The 20,292-nt window shown below is 69.9% G+C and carries 14 protein-coding genes; 10 read left to right on the forward strand and 4 right to left on the reverse strand.

The window, feature by feature from the left end:
- Window positions 1-195 precede the first annotated feature (195 nt).
- Window positions 196-732, forward strand: a complete 537-nt coding sequence (locus ACH4E7_RS38610) for an IPT/TIG domain-containing protein (RefSeq protein WP_396253866.1) — start codon at window positions 196-198, stop codon at window positions 730-732.
- A gap of 157 nt (window positions 733-889) precedes the next feature.
- Here the strand turns inward: ACH4E7_RS38610 and ACH4E7_RS38615 are convergent, their stop codons facing one another.
- Window positions 890-1,390, reverse strand: a complete 501-nt coding sequence (locus tag ACH4E7_RS38615; protein WP_396253867.1) for an IPT/TIG domain-containing protein — start codon at window positions 1,388-1,390, stop codon at window positions 890-892.
- A 615-nt stretch (window positions 1,391-2,005) separates the two neighbouring features.
- Between ACH4E7_RS38615 and ACH4E7_RS38620 the strand changes: the two genes are divergently transcribed.
- From ACH4E7_RS38620 to ACH4E7_RS38645, 6 genes are all read left to right on the forward strand, one after another.
- A complete protein-coding gene (locus tag ACH4E7_RS38620; RefSeq protein ID WP_396253868.1) occupies window positions 2,006-2,224 on the forward strand; it encodes a DUF5988 family protein in 219 nt (72 codons plus the stop codon).
- Window positions 2,225-2,454: 230 nt separating this feature from the next.
- Window positions 2,455-3,741 carry a beta-ketoacyl synthase N-terminal-like domain-containing protein gene (locus ACH4E7_RS38625; protein WP_396253878.1) on the forward strand — a complete coding sequence of 429 codons (1,287 nt, stop codon included), beginning with the start codon at window positions 2,455-2,457 and terminating at the stop codon, window positions 3,739-3,741.
- Between the two features lie 77 nt (window positions 3,742-3,818).
- Window positions 3,819-10,316, forward strand: a complete 6,498-nt coding sequence (locus ACH4E7_RS38630; protein ID WP_396253869.1) for an SDR family NAD(P)-dependent oxidoreductase — start codon at window positions 3,819-3,821, stop codon at window positions 10,314-10,316.
- Window positions 10,317-10,407: 91 nt separating this feature from the next.
- Window positions 10,408-10,830 (forward strand): ATP-binding protein, encoded by a 423-nt coding sequence (locus ACH4E7_RS38635; protein WP_396253870.1) that lies wholly within the window; start codon window positions 10,408-10,410, stop codon window positions 10,828-10,830.
- A gap of 639 nt (window positions 10,831-11,469) precedes the next feature.
- Window positions 11,470-12,459, forward strand: coding sequence for a Mu transposase domain-containing protein (locus ACH4E7_RS38640; protein WP_396253871.1), 990 nt, complete (start codon window positions 11,470-11,472; stop codon window positions 12,457-12,459).
- Between the two features lie 631 nt (window positions 12,460-13,090).
- A complete protein-coding gene (locus ACH4E7_RS38645; RefSeq protein ID WP_396253872.1) occupies window positions 13,091-13,918 on the forward strand; it encodes an IPT/TIG domain-containing protein in 828 nt (275 codons plus the stop codon).
- Window positions 13,919-14,302: 384 nt separating this feature from the next.
- Here the strand turns inward: ACH4E7_RS38645 and ACH4E7_RS38650 are convergent, their stop codons facing one another.
- A complete protein-coding gene (locus ACH4E7_RS38650) occupies window positions 14,303-14,800 on the reverse strand; it encodes a hypothetical protein (protein ID WP_396253873.1) in 498 nt (165 codons plus the stop codon).
- Window positions 14,801-15,547: 747 nt separating this feature from the next.
- On the reverse strand, window positions 15,548-15,694 hold the full coding sequence (locus ACH4E7_RS38655) for a hypothetical protein (RefSeq protein WP_396253874.1): 147 nt from the start codon (window positions 15,692-15,694) through the stop codon (window positions 15,548-15,550).
- A 341-nt stretch (window positions 15,695-16,035) separates the two neighbouring features.
- On the opposite strand from ACH4E7_RS38655, the gene ACH4E7_RS38660 reads away from it, so the two are divergent.
- Together ACH4E7_RS38660 and ACH4E7_RS38665 are read left to right on the forward strand one after the other, a co-directional pair.
- A complete protein-coding gene (locus ACH4E7_RS38660; protein ID WP_396253875.1) occupies window positions 16,036-16,917 on the forward strand; it encodes a hypothetical protein in 882 nt (293 codons plus the stop codon).
- Between the two features lie 536 nt (window positions 16,918-17,453).
- A complete protein-coding gene (locus ACH4E7_RS38665; protein WP_396253879.1) occupies window positions 17,454-18,347 on the forward strand; it encodes an endo alpha-1,4 polygalactosaminidase in 894 nt (297 codons plus the stop codon).
- A 348-nt stretch (window positions 18,348-18,695) separates the two neighbouring features.
- On the opposite strand, the gene ACH4E7_RS38670 is transcribed toward ACH4E7_RS38665, so the two are convergent.
- Window positions 18,696-19,340: a hypothetical protein gene (locus ACH4E7_RS38670; protein WP_396253876.1), complete on the reverse strand. Its 645-nt coding sequence runs from the start codon at window positions 19,338-19,340 to the stop codon at window positions 18,696-18,698.
- A gap of 360 nt (window positions 19,341-19,700) precedes the next feature.
- Between ACH4E7_RS38670 and ACH4E7_RS38675 the strand changes: the two genes are divergently transcribed.
- A partial coding sequence (locus ACH4E7_RS38675; RefSeq protein WP_396253877.1) for a hypothetical protein occupies window positions 19,701-20,292 on the forward strand: 592 nt, incomplete at its 3' end.

Raw genomic sequence — 20,292 nt, forward strand, 5'->3', positions numbered from 1 at the left:
TCCGCACAAGCCCCCAGCCTGGACGGGGCTGCCCCGCCGCCCGGCGGATCACCACCCCTGACGAGCCCCGGTCGATGTTCCCTCCGTCGACCGGGGCTCCCCGCCGTGGCGCCCGTCGCATCCCTGGGCAAGTAGCCGACGCTTCAGGCGCCTTGCGCACGTACGACATTCGGCAACTCGGAGACGGCACAACCCATGGGGTACGGCATGCTTGATCACAACATTCCGGTGATTGGTCCGGTCAGTCCGGTGCCGGGGGCGGCGGGGTCGGTGGTGACGCTGACGGGCAGCGGGTTCTCGGGGGTGACGGCGGTGCGGTTCGGTGCCGTCGCCGCCTCGTCGTTCACGGTGGTGTCGGCGACGCAGATCATCGCGACGGTGCCGGTGGGCTCGGGCACGGTGCCGGTGACGGTGACCATTCCTGGAGGGACCAGTGACGGTGTCGCGTTCAGCTACGTTCCCGTTCCGCAACTGGTGAGTGTGGTTCCCGCGGCGGGGCCGATCTCGGGTGGGACCGCGGTCACGGTGGCGGGGAGCGGGCTGAGCGCTGCCACCGCGGTCACCTTCGGGTCCGCGCCGGCGGGCTTCACCGTCGTGTCGGACGGCGACCTGGTCGCCACGGTGCCGGTGGGCTCGGGCTCGGGCTCGGGCACGGTGCAGGTGACGGTGACCACCCCCGGCGGTACCGGCAACAGCCTCGCCTACACCTACACCGCCCCACCGGCGATCTAGGGTCGCCACCACTTCCGAGAGCGGCGCGGACATCGGAATCCCGCCCCCGACCGAGCGTCCGACAAACAGTGAGCTCCGACAGCGCGGCTGCTGTCGGAGCTCACTGTTCTCATCCCGCCGGATCATGTCGCGCACGGACCGGCGGTCGGCCGCCGTCCTACAGGTAGGTGTAGGAGGCGCCGTTGCTGGTGCCGGCGGGCGTGATCACCGTGACGGGGACGGTTCCGGTCCCGGCCGGGGAGACGGCCAGGACGGCGCCGTCGCCCAGCACGGTGAAGTTCGTGGCGGGGGTGGCGCCGAACAGGACCGCCGTCGCGCCGGACAGGCCATGACCCACGATCAGGACGGGCATGCCACCCACGGCCAGGCCGATCGGCGGCACGAGCGCGAGGATGGTCGGCGGGGCCGGCGCCTGGTAGGTGTAGCTGAGGGAGTTGCTGGTGCCGGCGGGCGTGATCACCGTGACCGGGACCGTCCCGCTCCCGGGCGGGGCGACGGCCGTGATGGCGCCGTCGAACTGGACGGTGAAGCTGAGCGCGGGGGTGACGCCGAACCGGACCGCCGTCGCGCCGGTCAGTCCGGTGCCGACCAGGAGCACGGGGTTACCCCCGGTCGTCGGACCCTGCGAGGGGACGAGTGCGAGGAGAATCGGGGACATAGGATTCCTCTTTTCCGACTTCCGAACGCCGGACAGGGCCATTGTGGCCGAGTCGACGAGGCGTTTTCCTCACGGTAGGTTCGGGCTTCATCGGGTGGCAATAGGGTATTCGCCGAAGGCGGGAGCATAAGGCTACTCGGGGGCGCACAATCTCTTCGATGCCTCGTCATGTGGAGCCGGTCGCGACCAAAAGACTTGCTCCTGGGCATTTTAGGTGAGCGCGAGTGAGCGCCTTCCCGGACGACCCTCGAGGGGTGCTCGTGGATCTGGACTGGAATCGCGGCGAGAGTACCCGGAAACTGGGGAGATCACATGCGGAAACCGGTTCGTTCACTCCTCTGACCTGCTGTTATGTCCATGGCGTGGTATGGCCGGGAGAGCATGGCGAAGTCTTCGTATTTATTCTTGCCGGCTATTCTTGACCGGATGACATCACGGCCTCCGGGGGCCCTGGCGATCTGCAGGCGGCGACGAGGGTGCGCCCCTGGCGCGCGGCAGGCGCTGTTGAGCCTCCTGGGTTAACCAGCCTTCCCTGCGGGTATTCAGTGAGTGCGCCGTCAATCGGATGCTTGGTCCCCCCTCGATGAATTACTCCGCGCTTTTTGAATGGGTAAGGTGAGTGTCACGTTCCACTGTCTGCTCGTCTTCCTCGAGGGCGGCCCGAGTGACATTCCTGAGATCCAGGAAGTGAAATCCGGAAGCATTGTGAATCGATTGAAGATTCCTCGCGGAAACGGCTATGAGCACTTCGAGATCACGCAGGACTTCAAAGACGTCGGCGGCGTACTGATGCCCGTCTACCGGTGGTCGTACCGGACCGCCATCGCCGAGTAGCGCCCGTCGCCGTCCCCCCGGCATCCGACGCCCGTGCCGGACCCCAGGAGCCGCACCCCGACGCGGCGCCGTCCCGCATCACCCCATCCCCACACCCCGAGGTGAGCAATGATCAGCAACCTTCCCGCACCGGTACGGAACGAGCGTCCGCGTCGCACTCCTGGGCGCGCGTCGTGAGCGGCCTCTCCAGCGCGCGCCCACGAGGCGGCAGCACCGGCGAGCGGGACACCATGGTCACCGGCATGGGGTTCTGCCTGCCGGGCGAGGAGCAGCCGCTGTTCACCGCGGGCGAAGTCTGGAACGTGGCCGCCAACGGCCGCTCGTGCCTGAAGCATCACGGCGTCTACTACGGCTCCGTCGATCTGCCGGACACGGCCTTCACGGAGCGCCTGCCGGAACTGCCGGGCATCTTCTCCCAGCACTACACCAACGCGCACCGCTTTGGGCTGGTGTCCCTCGTGGAAGCCTGCGCGGACGCCCAACTGAGCATCCGGGGCGGTGACCTCACCGACGCCGCCGTCCTGGTTGGGCGCGGGGGCATCGACGCCAACGTCGCCAGCTACCTCGAAGTCCTGCACGCCGACGCACGCACCACCACCCCGCACCAGGCGATGGAGCTGTTCGTCAGGGCTCAGCAGGGACTCACCCCTTCCGACGTGGCACTGGTCCAAGGGGCGCTGATGCGCACGACCGGCCCCTGCTTCACCGTCTCGTGCGGCTGCGCCTCCTCCGCCGTCCAGATCGGCAACGCCCGCCGCATGATCGCGGACGGTGACATCGACCTCGCCGTCGTCACCGGCGTCGACGTGTTCGGTGTGGATGTGATCCAGAACGTCCAGCGTCTGCTGCACGGTGCCCAGCGTGCCTACGATTCCGTCCGCGTCGACGGCATGCCCGAACTCCTCCCGGCCTTCGACCGGGTCATGAGGCCCTACGACCGGCGGGCCGACTGCGTGAACCACGGCGAGGGATCGGTGACCCTGGTGCTGGAAAGCCGTGACCGCGCCCAGCGACGCGGGGCGTACACCTACGGCCAGGTCCTGTCGCACGGTATGACCCGCGACGGCCTGTCCAATCCGCTGGCAAGCGACGAGAGCGGCGCGTCACTGGTCGCCGCCATCCGCAAGTGCCTCGGCGACCGGTGGGACATCGGCCAGGTCCCCTACATCCACGGCGGAAGCGACGGCGACGTCGTCGTGACCGCGTTCGAGGCGAACGCAGCCAGGCAGCTCTACGGCGACGCCGTCGAAGGCCTCCTGATGACCTCCCAGGAAGCCTGCTTCGGCCACAACGGCGCCCCGGCGGGAGCTCTGGGCGTCGCCCTGACCCTCCTGATGCTGGAGCAGGGAGAGGTGTGCCCCACCGCGAACTGCGAGGAGCCGGCCGACAACATCTGCTTCGATCCCGTCCCCGGCTTCCACACCCGGCACCTGGAGTTCGACTACGCACTGACCTGCAACTACCAGATCGGAGGCGTCAAGAGCGCGATCCTGCTGGGCAGTTCGGACGTCGACTGACCCCCGGCCTCCGGCGGCCACATCGCCGGACGGCGAGCGCTCCCCACCCCCGTTCGCGCAAGCGCGTAGGAGACCACGTGATAGGCCACGCAGAGAACCCGAGAGCCGCTGACACACACATCGCCATCGTCGGCATGGGATGCCGACTTCCCCGTGACATCGACTCGCCCGCCGCGCTGTGGCGGCTGCTCGAAGCCGGCCAGGACGCGGTCGGCGAACCGCCGATAAGCCGCGCGGGGCACGTGGCCGCCGCCCCGGCCCACGCCGCCGGGCCGATGCCGCTGTGGGGGGGCTACCTTCGCGACGTCGCCGGTTTCGACGCCGACTTCTTCGGGGTCTCGGGCAAGGAGGCCGATGTCCTGGACCCCCAGCACCGGTTGCTCCTGGAAGTGACGTGGGAGGCGCTCGAACACGCCGGATTCCCCCCGGAGCGACTGGCGGGAACCTCGACGGGACTGTTCTCGGGCCTGAGCTACACCGACTACATGGAGGCCCTCTCCGGCCAGCCCCGTGAACTCGAGGGCGCGATCCTGACCAACGGGCACTGCGTCGCCCCGGGGCGCATCTCCTACCTGCTGGGCCTCCAGGGCCCCTGCGTGGCGCTGGACACCGCGTGCTCGTCCTCGCTCGTGGCGGTCCACCTGGCCTGTCAAGCCCTGCGGAACGACGAGTGCGATCTCGCGCTGGCCGGCGGCGTCACCCTCATGCTCGGCGCCAGGACGACGATGTCCTTCGCCCGCATGGGGATGCTCTCGCCCACCGGTCGCTGCCGGACCTTCGACGCGGCCGCGGACGGCTTCGTACGCGGCGAAGGCTGCGGCGTCGTCGTCCTCAAACGCCTTGAAGACGCGCTACGGGACGACGACCGCATCCTGGCACTGGTCCGCGGCTCGGCCGTCAACCAGGACGGCCGCTCCGACGTCCTGGCCGCGCCCTCCGCCGAGGCCCAGCAGGCCCTCTACCACCAGGCCCTCGCCCGATCCGGAACCGACCCGCGCGACGTGGGCCTGGTGGAAGCGCACGGCACCGGCACACCCGTCGGCGACCCCGTCGAGTTCTCCAGCCTGGCCGCGGTCTACGGCGTGGGGCAGGGGCGCTGCGCGCTGGGTTCGGTGAAGACGAACGTGGGCCACCTGGAACCGGCGGCCGGCGTCATCGGCCTGATCAAGACCGTGCTCTGCCTCCAGCGCGGGCTCGTCCCGCCCAACCTGCACTTCACCCGGTGGAACCCGGCCATCAGCGCCGAAGGCACCCGCCTGTTCGTCCCCACCAACCTGTCCGCCTGGCCCACCCGGACGGCCTCGCGATTGGCCGCGGTGTCCTCCTTCGGCTTCTCCGGGACCAACGCCCACGTGATCCTCGAACAGGCCCCCGCCCGCCGCCGCACCGTCATCCTCGCCGGCACCCCCACACGCGCGGCCGCCGTCCCCACCGACGCCCCGCCATCGTCGGCGCAGGCCACCTCACCCCACGTCTTCCTCCTGGCCGCCGGCTCCCCGGACGCACTGCCCACCGCCGCCGCACGCCTGGCCCACTGGCTGGAGACCGATGGAGCCGCCACCCCCCTGTACGACATCGCCCACACCCTCGCCCTGCGCCGCTCCCCCGGGCACGGCCGGCTCGGCGTGGTGGCCGACTCCCGCCGGGACCTGACGCACGCCCTACGGTCCTTCGAAGCCGGTCGAGCCCACCCCGGCGTCGTACGCGGCCACGTGGGCGCGGGCGTCAGCCGCCGTCCCGTCTGGGTGTTCTCCGGTCAGGGCTCGCAGTGGCAGGGCATGGGGCACGGCCTGCTCCACCAGGAGCCGGCCTTCGCCGAGACCCTGGCCGAAGCCGACGCGCTGATCACCGCTGAAACCGGGTTCTCCGTTCTGCGAGCCGTCCGCGACCGCGAACACATCAGCGGCTGCGGCCGCGTCCAACCCGCGTTGTTCGCCATGCAGGTCGCCCTGGCCGCAGTCTGGCGCGATCACGGGACCGAACCGGCCGCAGTCATCGGCCACTCCATGGGCGAAGTCGCGGCGGCCGTCACCGCCGGAGCACTCACCCTGGCCGACGGCGTCCGCGTCATCTGCCGACGATCCGCTCTCCTCACCCGCATCGCCGGAGCCGGCGCCATGGTGAGCGTCGGCCTCGACAGCGCGACCGTCGAGAACGACCTCGCCGCCATCGGCGACGACACGGTGTCCGTGGCCGTCGTCGCCGCGCCCGACTCGACCGTCGTCGCCGGCACCGTGGCCGCCATCCGGCACCTGACCACCACCTGGCAGGCCCGCGGAGTCGTGGCACGCATGATCGACGTCGACGTCGCCTCGCACTGTCCCCAGGTCGACCCGCTGCTCGCGGACCTCGCCGACGCGCTCGCCGAGCTCACCCCCAGCCGACCGACCATCCCCTTCTACACCACCGTCCTGGACGACCCCCGCGACACCCCGATCTTCGACGCCGCCTACTGGTGCGCCAACCTGCGCCGCCCTGTACGCTTCAGCGCCGCCGTGGCCGCAGCCGCCGCCGACCGCCACCAGGTGTACCTCGAGATCTCGCCCCACGCCGTCGTCACCCGCCCGCTCTCCCAGAGCCTGACCGGCCTGCTCCACGAACCCGTGATCCTGCCGACCCTGCGCAAGGGGGAGAACGAGCGCACCACCTTCCGCACACAGCTCGCCGCCCTGCACTGCGCGGGAGTCGGCGTCGACTGGTCCCGCCTCTACGCCGGGGGCCGCCTGACCGACGTACCGGCGCTGACCTTCAACCGTCGACCCCACTGGACCGACATCACCCCACCCCGAGCGGCCTCCCAGCACGCCGAAGACGCACCCGCCGCCCTACCGGGCACACACACGGAGGTGCCCGGCGACCAACCCCGCCACACCTGGCACGCCGACACCGGCACCGACGTCCTGCCCTGGATGGCCGACCACCGCGTCCACGGCCAACCGGTCCTGCCCGGCGCCGCCTACTGCGCCCTGGCCCTGACCGCGGCCGGCGAGGTCTTCCACGGCGCCGCGCACGGTGTCGAGGCAACCGACATCCACTTCCGCGAGCTGATGCACCTCGACGCCCACACGCCCATCGGCACGACCGTCACCCTGACCGGCGCCGACCGCGCCGACTGCGAGGTCTTCGGTCAGGACGAGGACGGAATCTGGGTACGGCAGGCCACCGCGGTTCTGCGTCGCACCGACGCCGCCCCCCGGACATCCGCGTCCTCCGTGGCCGCACTGACCGCCGACCACCCCGTCGTCCTGGATCCGCACGCCCTCTACGCGAGTCTGCGCGCACGAGGCCTGGAGCACGGCCCGGCCTTCAGCGGCATCACCGAGCTGCACACCTCCGCCCAGGGCGACAGCTTCTGGGCCCGCGTGACGCTGCCGGACGCGGCACGGACCGCCCACCACGGCCTACGGATCCACCCGGTCCTCCTGGACCTGTGCGCCCAACTCGTCGTCGCCGGCCTGATCCGCGAACCAGGCCACGGCCTGGTCCTGCCCGTCCAGATGCAGGCCATGCGAATCCTCGCAGCCCCCGAGGACGCCCACTACGCGCACGCCCGGCTCACCCACACCGGTACGGACAGCATCATCGGAGACGTGCGGCTGCTGGACGAGGCGGGTAACCCCCTCGTCGAGATCGACGCACTGCGCTTCATACGCCACGGCGCGCGGGCCGACGAAACCGTCGACCGGTGGTTCCTCGAAACCCGCTGGCAGCCCGTGCCGCGCCGGGAGAACCCCGAGCCGGCCGGCCCGGGACCCTGGCTCGTCATCGGCGAGGCGGACGGATCCGCCCGGGCACTGGCAGGCGCCCTCGAGCGCGCCGGAGCACACACCGAAGTCCTCGACGCTCCCGTCGACAGCGCCACCCTCCAGCCGTTCAAGCAGACCATCGCCCGACACTGGGACTCCGCACCCGCGCCATGCGCCGTGGTCCTCCTGTCCGCGCCGTCCACGCCCGAGGACGACGCCGCCGCGATCGCACTGCACCGCACCCGCCGCTTGCTCGCCGCCGCACAGAGCGCGATCGCGCGCAGCGCGCCCACACGCCTGTTCGCCGTCACCCGATCCGCCCACGATCCAGAGCCGGGGCAACCTTCCGACCCCGCCCAGAGCTCCCTGCGCGGACTCGTGCGCGTCCTGACACACGAACACCCGGAGCTGCGGGCGACCCTCATCGACGCCGACCCCGCCGACGTCGACCTGCACCGACTCGCGGCCGAACTCCTCACCGACCCCCCCGAGGACGAGATCGCCCTGCGCGGTGACACCCGCCACATCGCCCGGCTGGCCTACACCCCGCTGTCCGAAACCGAACGCGCCACCGCCGTCACCCGCACCGTGCGCTACGGCGCCGACCGCTTCCAGCTCCACGCAGGGCGGCTCGGCGACCTCGACGCCCTTCGCCTGACCACCACTCCACGACGTGCTCCCGGCCCCGGTGAGGTCGAACTGCGCCTCCACGCCGCGGGCGTGAACTTCCGCGACGTGCTCACCGCCATGGGCATGCTGGCGACCGACGATGAAGCGGGCTACCGCATCGGCTTCGAAGCCACCGGCGTGATCACCGCCGTCGGACCGGGCGTCAGGCACCTGCGCGCCGGCGACAGCGTCCTCGCCGTCGACGTGCGAGGCGGCCTCTTCACCACCTTCACCACCGTGCCCGCCACGGCCGTCGCCCCCATCCCGGCGGGCCTGCCCGCCGAGACGGCCGCCGGGCTGCCCGTCGCCTACCTCACCGCCTGGTACGCACTGCGCCACGTCGCCAGGCTCACCAGCGGCGAGCGTGTCCTGATCCACAGCGCCACCGGCGGGACGGGACTGGCCGCGATCGCGGTCGCGCGACGACTGGGCGCGGAAGTGCTCGCCACCGCCGGCAGCGAGGACAAGCGCCGGTACCTGCGCGCGATGGGCATCCGGCACATCATGGACTCCCGCTCGCTGGACTTCGCCGAGCAGACCCGCGCCGCCACCGCCGGAGAGGGTGTCGACGTGGTCCTCAACTCCCTCTCCGGACAAGCCATCCGGGCCGGACTCGAAACGCTGCGCCCCTTCGGCAGGTTCGTCGAGCTGGGTGTCCGCGACATCCTCGCCGACACCCCGCTGGGTCTCGCACCGCTACGGCACAACATCACCATGAGCACGGTCGACCTCGTCGAGCTCCAGAACGCCCGCGCGGAGACCTTCGCCGAGCTGCTGGGCGAGGTCCTGGCCGAATTCGACCAAGGCAACCTGGCCCCGTTGCCATGCGGGACCTTTCCGCTCGCGCAGGCCGCCGACGCCTTCCGCCTCATGGCCGGTGCCGGGCACATCGGCAAACTGGTCCTGACAGTACCCGGCGACGGCCACACCACCGCCGTACTGCGCGACCCGCCCTCGCCGGTGCGAGCGGACGGCGCCTACGTCATCACCGGAGGCCTGCGCGGGGTCGGCCTCGCCACGGCCCAATGGCTGGCAGGCCAAGGCGCCGCCCACCTCGTACTCAACGGACGCACACCGCCCTCGGCCGACATCGAACGGGTCCTCGCCGGACTGCGCGAACAGGGGACCCGCATCAGCGTCGTGCTCGGCGACATCGCGCAGCCCGGCATCGCCGAGCGACTGGTGGCCGAAGCCACCGCCGACGGCGGGACACTGCGCGGCGTCATCCACGCCGCGATGGTCCTCGACGACGCCGCGGTGTCCAACATCACCGACGACCAGCTGGAACGCGTCTGGCGTCCCAAAGTCACCGGTGCCTGGCGTCTCCACCAGGCCACCACCGGACTGCCACTCGACTGGTTCGTTCTCTATTCCTCCATGGCCTCCCTGCTCGGCAACCCGGGCCAGGGCGCCTACTCGGCGGCCAACGCATGGCTTGACGCGTTCGCCACCTGGCGCACCGCCCTGGACCTGCCCACGTTGGCCGTGAACTGGGGCCCCTGGGGCGAAACCGGGGTCGCCACCGACTTCGCGACCCGCGGCTACCAGACCATTCCCACCGCCGATGGACTCAAGGCCCTCGCGGCGCTCCTGACCCACAGCCGCGTACGCACCGGCGTCATCCCCGGCCCGCCGGACACCTGGATCCCCTCGGCCGGCCGAGCGTCATCGCTGTTCGCCCTCCTCACGCCCGAGGCGCCCGACACCCCCGTGCAGACGGTCGGCCAGGACGCGGCGCGCGACATCCGACGCGAGCTGCGGGCCGCCGAACCCGGCCTCGCCCGCCGCACGATCCTCGAGGACTACCTGGCCGAACACATCCGCACCGTCCTCCGGCTGGGGGCCAGCACCCTGGATCCGCAGACCCCGTTGAATGCACTCGGGTTCGATTCCCTGCTCCGCATCGAACTGCGAACCCGACTGGAGGCCTCGCTCGACGTCAGGCTGGCCGGCGACTTCGTCGCGGGCCATCCCACTCTGGCGGCTCTCGCCGACGGCCTCGCACAGCACATCGGTATCGGCCTGACCACCGACGCCCCACCGGATTCCCCCGGTGACGCCATGCCCCGAGCCGTGGACCTCATCGCTCCCCGCTCGCCGCGGTCGGACCAGCCGCCGGACTCCACCGCCGACACCGTGCCGCTGAGGAAGAACTCATGAGCCCACGCCGGGCCGTCGGCGCACCAAGCCACTGCCGGACCGCGAAGCACGGGATTCCGCCTTCGCCGGGGGAGGGAACCAGGGGACGACCATGACCTCGACAGACCTGCCACGCCTGGACCCGTATGACATGCAGGGGCGACGCCTCACCATGTTCGTGTTGCCGGAGCCCCACTGCGTGCGGCCCGTACGCCACGCCGTGAAGGCCATTCTCAGCTATTGGGAGATGGCATACCTCACCGACGACGCCGAACTCCTGACCACCGAGCTTCTGACGAACGCGATCAGGCACACCGAGAGCGAGCAGCCGATCAGGGTGACGCTCGCGCTCGAGCAGCGGTGGCTCGCGATCGGTATTCGAGACCGCTCCGCGAGCGCTCCCCAGGCGCACCGGGTAACCACCTGCCACGAAGGCGGACGCGGGCTGCTTCTGGTGGAGAGCATTGCCGGTGCATGGGCGTACCGTTTCCATCTCGACGGAACCAAGACGGTTTCCTGCCGACTGCCGTTGTGAGGCCGCGCGCCGTCTCCCGCGCCCCGCCGCCGCCAGCCGCACGGCAATCCGTGCGCTGTCGCGCGACGGGGAACGAAACCCCACCGGTGGCGCCTGTTCCGAAGACGGCGAGGAGATCGGGTGGGTTCGGTGATTCGGGGTTCCCGCGTCACCGGACCTGCCGCATGGCGATTCGGTGCCAATCCTCACATGCGCGCGATTCGAGCGTCCTTTAATATGCAGTTCTCGCAACGCTCTGCAGAATCCCCGGAATGCAACGTGGTTATAGTGTGAAATTCGGGAGTCAATCCGGGGCGGGGCGGCGTTGAACCCCCGTCTCCCGGGCGAGGAGGTGGTGAACACCCGCTCTCTGAAATTCCCATGGGAATATCCAAAAAGAAACGTTTCCGCCCCTTGAGCGTTTCTGTTGCATGCTATATTTTTCGACCATGTCTGGCGGTCGCCACTAATTCAAGGAGCTTTGCGGCGGCGAAGTCTGATAGCTAGGGGGTTCGGATGCTCAGTGCAGAGGAACACAAAGAGGTTTTCGCCTTGCGTCAGCAGGGCTGGTCCATCTCTGCGATCGCCCGATTCCTGGGCCGTGACCGCAAGACCGTCAGGGCCTACCTCAACGGTGAGCGGACCGTAGGGGTCCGAGCAGTGACCCGTGATGAGTTCCTGCAGTTCGTCCCGTACTGCCAACAGCGCCTCGACGACGATCCGCACCTACAGGCGAAGGTGCTCCACGGCGAGATCGTCGAGCTGGGCTACAACCGCGCCTACTCGACCTTCACCCGCGCCCTGCGCCGGCACCTGACGCGGCCGCGCTGCGGACCGTGCCACCGGGGGAGAGCCGGCCCCGGCTGCGGCACCCTGGAAGACGTGCAGTTCGACTGGGTACAGCTCCCGGCCGCGCCGGTCGAACGGGACCGCGGGCGCGAGACCTACCTGCTCATGGGTTCGCTCACGCGATCCGGCCGCTGGCGGGCCGTCTTGGCCGACACCGACGACCTCCCGCACTACGTGGAAGCCCTGGACCAGGTGCTGCGTCGCCTCGGCGGCACCGGCGAGCGCTGGCTGTTCGACCGGACCCGGCCGGTCTGCTCGACGGCCGGCAAGGTGACCGCCGTCTTCCACGAGATCGCGATCCACTACGGTGCCTCCATCGCGATCCGCCCGCAGATGGGAGCGCCCGGCCCCGTCGTCCGCGCCCACCGCTCCGTCGTCCTTCACTGGTGGAACACCGCGGCCAACGAACTCGGCGTGCAGGCGGCCCAGGACAGCCTCGACCGCCTGACCGAGCGCTCGGACGGTTGGCATCGACGAGTGAGTTGCAAGGCCCGCGCGCTGCTGCCGCTGCCCTCGAAGCCGTTCCCGGCTCGCATCGGCGTTCAGCGCAGGGTCGATCCGCACGGACTCGTGTCGTTCGAGGGCAACTTCTACCTGCTCCCCCCGGGTCTCGCCGGTAACGAGGTGGGGATCCGCCGACGGCTGGACGAACCCCACCTGTCGATCACCACCACTCGCGGGGCGGTCATCGCCCGCTTCCCGAGGGCTCCGAGGGGGGCAGGCCGGACGGTCACCGAGCACAGTGGCCCGATCACCTTGGAACGGCCCAACCGGACCTCCGGCGCCGGGGCGCCAGCCTGACCGGCAGGAAGAACGCGTCGCCCGCGGTGCCGCGATCGGTCCGGCCACCGATATGCGCCCGGAGTGGCGGGCGCCGACTTCCACGACCGGGGTGGTTCCGCGGCGTTCCCATGTCCTGGCCCGCTTCCACGGCGACGCGAGTGGCCGGCGCCTCGATGCTTCGTCTTGCCACGCTGGTGGGGTCCGGCATTCGCGATGGGCGTGCGCGGACATCTCGTCGCGCTGGGCCTTTTGGGTGACTATTCGTCAATGCTGTTGCTTCATATCCATTCTTTCGGGTTAATGATGAGGTCTGAACCGGCGGGCCGCCCATCCCGTGCCGGGAAGCTCAGTTGGCGGCCCGTCCGTTGTTTCCGCCCCCCTCCGCTCGGACACCGGGGCTGATCGGTTCGAGTCGGCCCGCTGTCAGCTCGCCGGCGCTCGTCGACGCCACCGGTCCGGACATCCCGTAGTCGCGACGGTGTCGGTGCCCGCGGCCCGGTTGCTCCCGTCCCGTCCTTGGGACTCGCTGCCGGCGCAGTGTGCCGGGTCGGGGCAGTGGCCGGACGGCCGACAGGGCCGGGGCCGGGCCGGGCGGCGTGGCTGAAGGTCCACCCGGCCGCCGTCACCGTTCTCACACAGGAGGTACATCGTGAACGCAACTGTGAATGCGGCGTCGTTGGCGCCGAACCTCACGCTGCCCTGGCCGCTGCCACCCGTGCTGTTCGTGGACAGTCCCGACGCGGGGCCCGTGGCCGGCGGCAACACCGTCACCCTCACCGGTCTGGGCCTCAACGCCGCCACCCAGGTCCTCTTCGGATCGACTCCGGCCACCATCGTGGCCGGTGACGTCCTCGGCTTCAGTCTCGTCGTCGTGGCCCCGCCCGGAAAGGGCACGGTGGCGGTGACCGTCACCACCCCGAACGGCACCAGCAACCCTGTGGCCTACACGTATCTGGTGGCTTCGCCGCCGCCCGTGCCCAACCCCACAGCCATCACGCCCGTCTCCGGCCCGATCGCCGGCGGTACCGTGTTCGTCATCACCGGTACCGGGCTCGCCGGGGCGGCCGTGACCTTCGGCGGTACCGCGGCCACCCTGCTGGCCAGCACCGCGAACGTGATCGTGGGCCTGACCCCGGCGCACGCTGCGGGCAACGTCCCGGTGGTGGTGACCACCGCCGGTGGATCGGCGAGCGTTCCGGGAGGCTTCACCTACCTCGCGCCCGCGCTGCCGGTCGTGACTGCGACCATCACTCCGGTGATCAGTATCCCGGCGGGTGGTGGCGTGTTCACCATCGGGGGCACCGGTCTCACGGGTGCGACCGTGACCTTCGGGTCGACCGTGGCGACGCTGACCGTCAACACCGACACCGTCATCACCGGCATCATCCCGGCCGGTACTCCGGGTACCACCGTCACCGTCACGGTGACCACCCCGGGTGGCACGGTGTCCGCCGGAACCATGACCTACACCGCCTGATCGACCCGGCGGCACTGCCGGCCTTCGGATGACACTCCGAAGGCCGGCTATCCGCGTTGACGCGCTGATCCTTGTTCGGGGGGCACTGGTCGGGCGACGGCCTGGCGTTTGGGGTGAGGGCCGAGCGGACGATGCTCCCGGGCGGTTGAGCGAGATGTCTAAAGTCACCAGTCAGGGAGCCGCGCTGGTGACCGTGACGGCCCGAGAGTGGCCGGTCGATCCGACAGTATGTCGGCTTGACCGGCCGTTTCGGTTGCCGGAGACGCGGATCGCCCCTCACGAGAGCGCAGTACTCGGCGGCCTCGACTGTGCCCCGGGTGTCGGGGTGGCCGGGCCGCCGAAGCTGCCGGTGGCGGGGCATCGCGGTCGCCGCCCCGGGCACCGCTAGGTGAGGTGGAGCGTGATGTCCGTCTCCGTGGCGTTGACATTGGTGCCGGTCACGAATCCGCGGGCGTTCCTGTAGACGCCGGTGCCGCCGGTGATCGCGAGCGTGAACTCGGTGGGGAAGCCATGGATCACCGGGGCGAGCCCCTGGATGGCGATGTCGCCCTTGGGCAGGTGGAGGGTGATCTCGCACTCTCGCTCGTCCGGTGAAAGGCTGGTGACCGTGCAGACGAAGCCGTCGCTGCCGACCTTCCTGCCGTTCTGGAAGAGCTCGTCGTTGCCGACTTGCCGGTCACCGAGGCTCAGCCCGGGCCCGTCCACGGGGATGCCGGCCGCCTGTCGCAGGAGGGCGACGAGCTTGATGACCTTGCCCTTGCCATCACCATCGCCACCGAGGGTGTCGGGGGTCGGGGCGGCGGCATGTGCGAGTGGCGCGCAGGCGAGGACAGCGGCCAGGGCGGTCCCCGCGATCGGCCCCAGTGTCTTGAAACGGCGCATGGTGTGTCTCCTGGTGAGGATTGATCGATCCATATAAGTGATGTTTCAGCACTTATGTCTTCCTGCTTATCCCATCGGTTGTGGTGCGGATCGCGACCCGCCGGGCGTGCGCGGATTCCGACCCGATCGGGTCCATCGGGTGGGCGTGACTCCGGTATGGCGCAGTGGAGGCGGATCACGACCACGCCGCCGGGCCGGCCGGGGGAGTTGCGCCGCCGGCGCAACGGACGGATGAGATCGTTGGAGGCCGCTCTGCGTCTGCCGACGGGGCCGTTCCGGACGAACGCGAACGAGACGCGGTAGGGCCGGCAGGTGTGGCCGCGGCACGCGGGAAAGCGGCCGTCGCGGCGGGGTGGACAGCACGTGCGGGATCGTGTCCGGGTGGAGCGCGCTCGGCCGTTCGGGTGAGAAGTAGGTCTTGTGGTAGCCACCTTCTGTAGCCCTATGTGTTACTCGTAGCGATGACACCCGGTGGGCCGCCCATCCCTTGCCGGGGGAATGCGTTGGATCTGAGGGGACATGTGCTCCCGGTCCGGCAGCCGTCGGGCGCCCCCGGTAAGGAACCGACGTCATGTCGGCTGTCGTGAACGCGACGGCCTTTGGACGTCGACGGTCCCCGTTCGATCGGAGGGGACGTCATGATCTCAGCGACTGACCGCCTGACAGCAGAGCCGGCGGCGAAGGACGGGACCGTGCCGGTCGGCGCGGGCCCATCGGAATCGCGATCACTGTGAACGGCCGACGCGCCTATGCGGCGAACACCGCCGCTGGCAGCGTGAACGTGATCGACACCGTCCCGAGCAGGGTGGCATTCACCCCGGGCGGTCCGTCCTCCTGCGTGAGCGACAACGGTGCGAACACGGCGAGCGTCATCATCACCACCACCACAGGCACCACCCACCTCCCCGGCGCCCGCACCTACCTCACCGCACCCACTGCGTAGGCGGGCACCTCGGGGTGGCCGCCGAACGGATGCGGCCGTCGGACCCGGCGCGGCGAGAACCCCGACGAGGCCGTGGCACCACACCGATACCCGTGATGCCACACCGCCCGGTCGAGGCACAGACGTTCAACCCCTGCGCCCCCGACAGTCGCAGGCCGGATCCGAACAGGTGCGACCGGACCACACCAAAGGGCTCAAGCCACCACGAGCCCGGTCCCAGCACACCTCGACCCGTTCCCGGCCACGCCGCACGCGGCCCCGTGAACGATCCACTCAACACCAAGGAGAAGCAATGAACCACAGCAAGCTGGCGATCCGCACGCTGGGCACTCTCGGGGCCGCCGCCCTCATGGCCACCGGCGTGGCCGTCACCCCGGCAGCCGCGCAGACGTTCGTCCCGTGCCTCACCGACGCGCTGGCGGGCGCCATCACCGACGCGAACACCTCCGGCGGCACGCTCGCCCTGGCCCCGGGCTGCATCTACACCCTGACCACCCCGCTGCCGTCCATCCAGAACACGATCACCATCATGGGTGGCGGCGCCACCATCACCCGCGACCCGGCCGCGTCGACCTTCCGCATCCTCAAGGTCGACTCGACGGGAAACCTGGACCTTTGCGACGCCATCATCGCCAACGGTGACGCGACGGGAGACTTCGGGGGCGGCATCCGCAACGACGGAGCCCTCACTGTCAGGCGCAGCCTCATCCGCGACAACCACGCCGACTACTCCGGTGGGATCGGCGGCAACACCGGATCCACCACGCTGGTCGACCACAGCGTCATCAGCGGCAACAGCGCGCTCCACAACGGTGGCGGTCTGAGCAACGACGGCAACATGACCATTACCAGTAGCACCGTCGTCAACAACACGGCGCTCGAGCTGGGCGGCGGAGTGGCCAACGACGCCACGCTGACCGTCTCGCAGAGCAACGTCTTCGACAACTCGGCATCCGGGCCCACGGGTGCGGGCGGCGGAATCGCCAACTTCGGTGGTGCCGGCGCCACCACCACGCTCACCCGGAGCAAGGTCGACAGCAACAGTGCGACCAACGCCCCCGGAGGCGTCTACAACAACGGCGGCAGCGTCACGCTCGATTTCACCGCCGTGTTCCCCAACAGCCCGACCAACTGCTTCGGCAGCCCCACCGCGGTCCCCGGCTGCGTGGCCTGACCCACCGAGCCCGCTGTCCGCAGCTTCCACACCTCGACGGCGGCCAAGACCTTGGCCGCCGTCATCGACCATCGCCCGGTCACCGACGCTGCCGACGACAAGTGTCGTTGCCCGCCGACCCCGACGGCGCGATCACCCTGCTGCGTCTGCTCCTCGCACGGCACCTGGGTGCCCGAGCACCGCGGCCGCGCTACGGCGGGCGGAGTCGCTGAGATGTGCAGCGAACTGCGCCCGACCGCAGCCGCCGCGAAGCGGCCGCGGTTCTTCCGGCCGGGACGAAGGCTGCCACGCTGCGTTCTTCCACGCCGATGCGGCGCCACTCGACGTTCTCATGCGATCAAATCGCGGGCGCACGACGGCGGTTCCGTCGCCCGGCGCGATGCGCCCGATCCTCCCTCGTCCCCGGACGTTCCTCGATTCCCCTGTCGTCCCGGTCGCCCTCCCCGGGAGGAAAGCGCCGGGGTGGTCCTTCGTGCTTCCGGCACCGCAAGGGGGAGCTGCCCTGCGGACATGCCCTGTCAACCTGGAGTTCGATGATGCCCGTTGACCATGGTCGATCCCGCAGGCCGCGCGTCAGGATCGCCACAGCGCTGACGATCTCGGCGGCAGCCGTTCTCGCGGTCTCTTCGTACAGTCCCTCCGGCGGAACTACGGAACCGACGGTGACGATTGTGCCTTCCACGTCCGAGGGGACATCGGCATCGGCGCCGGCCCCGCCCGCCGTGACGGTGCCTCCAGTGCACGCCGGGTTCGACTACCAGATCGGCGGGCCGTACCAGCCGCCGGCCGGTGTGGTCGTCGTCAGCCGTGACCACGAGGCGTTTCCGGCACCGGGGATCTACAACATCTGCTATGTCAACGGCTTCCAGGCCCAGACGGACGCGGAGCAGGAATGGGACCAGGACCTGCTGCTCCGGGACCAGGTCGGCAATGTCGTCTACGACACCACCTGGAACGAGGCGCTGCTGGACATCAGCACGGACACCAAGCGTCAGCGGATCGCTCTGAAGGTGAACGGCTGGATCGACGAGTGCGCTACCAAGAACTTCAACGCCGTCGAGCCGGACAACTACGACAGCTACACCCGATCGGCCGGACTGCTGAGCGCGGCCGACGCCGAGGCGTACCAATCTCTACTCGTCGCGCACGCCCACGGACAAGGCCTTGCCATCGCGCAGAAGAACGCGGCGGAGCTGGCACCGGACCGGCAGCGACTGGGCCTCGACTTCGCGGTCGTGGAACAGTGCGGCACGTACGGCGAGTGCGACCTTTACACCGACGCGTTCGGCGACAGCGTATTCGACGTCGAGTACGACGAGCAGGGCCTTCAGGTGGCGTGCACGACATGGGGGACCCGCATCAGCATCGTGCGGCGCGACCTCGATGTCGTTCCGCCGAGCAGCCCCGGCTACCTGCGCCAGACCTGCTGAACCAGCCCTGTCACCCGCGCCTCGGGAAGATCCGCACAGTTCCTCCCGGCCGGGGCGAAGCTGTCGGCGCTGTGCCCGGAGCGGGAGGGGCCGTCGGTGGCGTTCTCCGAGCACGCCCTGGACGTCACTGCCGGCCTCCTCGCCCGCGCCGGACACGGCCGCCCGGAGGCGTTCGGCGTCGGCGTGCCACCGTCTGGCACACGGCCTGACCTCACCGGCCAGCGGCCCTGCTTCGCCCCCGGGGTCGATCATCCACGCGAGGGGTGCGGGTGCCCGGGCCGCAGTTCGTCCGGGGACCCGCACCCGCGTCAAGAACCATCGTTCGCACGAGGTCAGGGGGCTGGGCGGTCAGTTCACGCAGTTGGCGATGGGGACCGGGCTGCCCGCGCAGTCGGTGGGCTGGTTGCCGTGAACGGGGCTGTCGGCCAGGGTGACGATGCCGGCGTTGTCGAGGATGCCGCCGGGCGCGTTGGTCGCGCGGTTGTCGGCGACGGTGGTGTGGAAGAGGTCGGTGGTGCCGCCGCTGACGTTGGCGATGCCGCCGCCGGTGTTCGCCTGGTTCCCGATGATGAGGCTGTCCTCGGTGCGGACGATGCCGTCGTCGGCGATGCCGCCGCCGAGGTCAACAAGGGCGGTCTCGACGGGAGTTGACTTCGATCCCGGCTGGTCGTCATGACATGTACCAGAAAGGCGGAGTGAAGAAACGATACTTCTGATGCGAATTAACTTTTTCAAGTGATTGACCGGTGTTTTTTGCGACGCGATGTCATTTTCTGCGGTATATCGGGCGGAATTCGATATCCGAATGAGGGTGGGCTGACGTTCCCTGCCCGGCCGTCGGCACCGGAACCGCCGTTGCCCGGCGGGCAGGTCGCGCGAGAGAAGGGCAGGGGTGGGGGCATGTCGTTCACGCCCGCCCGGCCGGCCGGCGCTGGCGATCGTGCACGGTCTTCGGCTCGAAGCTGCCATCCGGCCGCGGGGCACGTCGCTCATCGGGTGTTCTTTCTCGATCGGGAGTTGCACCGAAGACCGCGCGGAACCGCTGTGTCAGCGATCCGGCTCACGTGTTAACGCGTGGTTCGTGTGGGGCGGCAGTGCACACTCCCAAACGCGCCTTGGGGAAAATGCTACGAGTGGCGCTGCGCCGAACGGGTGATCCGTAGTCATATGCCTTGTGTTTATGGCGGTTCAGATGACTTACTTGTGGCGTCCGATTAGGGGGCTGCCCATCCCTCCGTTGGGGAAGGCAGCCCATCGGTTTGTGGTGGTGGGTGCCTGTCACAGGCCCGCAGGGGCGCCCATCGGAGGGAGCCGTCGGCCGACGCGCTGTTGGGGTGCATCGGCTGATGAGGGTTGGCTCAGGCGTCCGAGGAGGCGTGCTTGCGAGCCATCACCATGCTTCACGTGCTGTTCGGGACCGGCGTTGTCGGTGCGCTCATACTCACCGCCCCGGCGGCACACGCGCAGACCGCGCGTGCGGCACAGGCGGCGATCGTGCCGTGTAGCGAAGCCGCGTTGGTCAGCGCCGTCAATGCGGCCAACGCCGCCGGGGGCGGTGGCCTGACCCTGGCACCGTTCTGCACCTATTCCCTCACCAGCGCCCACAGCTCGGGCGGGGCCGGCGGACCGGCGGGGCTGCCGAACATCACCACGCCGATCACCATGACCGGGCTGGCCACCGAGATCACCCGTGCGTGGGGCGCGCCCGCGTTCCGCATCATCGAGGTGGACGGGCCCTCGCAACTCCCCGCCGCCCACGGCCAGCTCGCCCTGACCTCGGTCACCATCAGCAACGGTGACGCCGGTTTCGGGGTGGGCGGCGGCATCGCCAACCTCGGCGGGTCGGTCGCCGTGGCCGGTGGAGGCGTGCGCAACAGCCGCGCCTCGTTCGGCGGCGGCATCTACACCGACACCGCGCTGACGATGACCGCCGGCGGCGTCACCG

Source organism: Kitasatospora sp. NPDC018058, from assembly GCF_044327205.1.
GTDB lineage: Bacteria > Actinomycetota > Actinomycetes > Streptomycetales > Streptomycetaceae > Kitasatospora.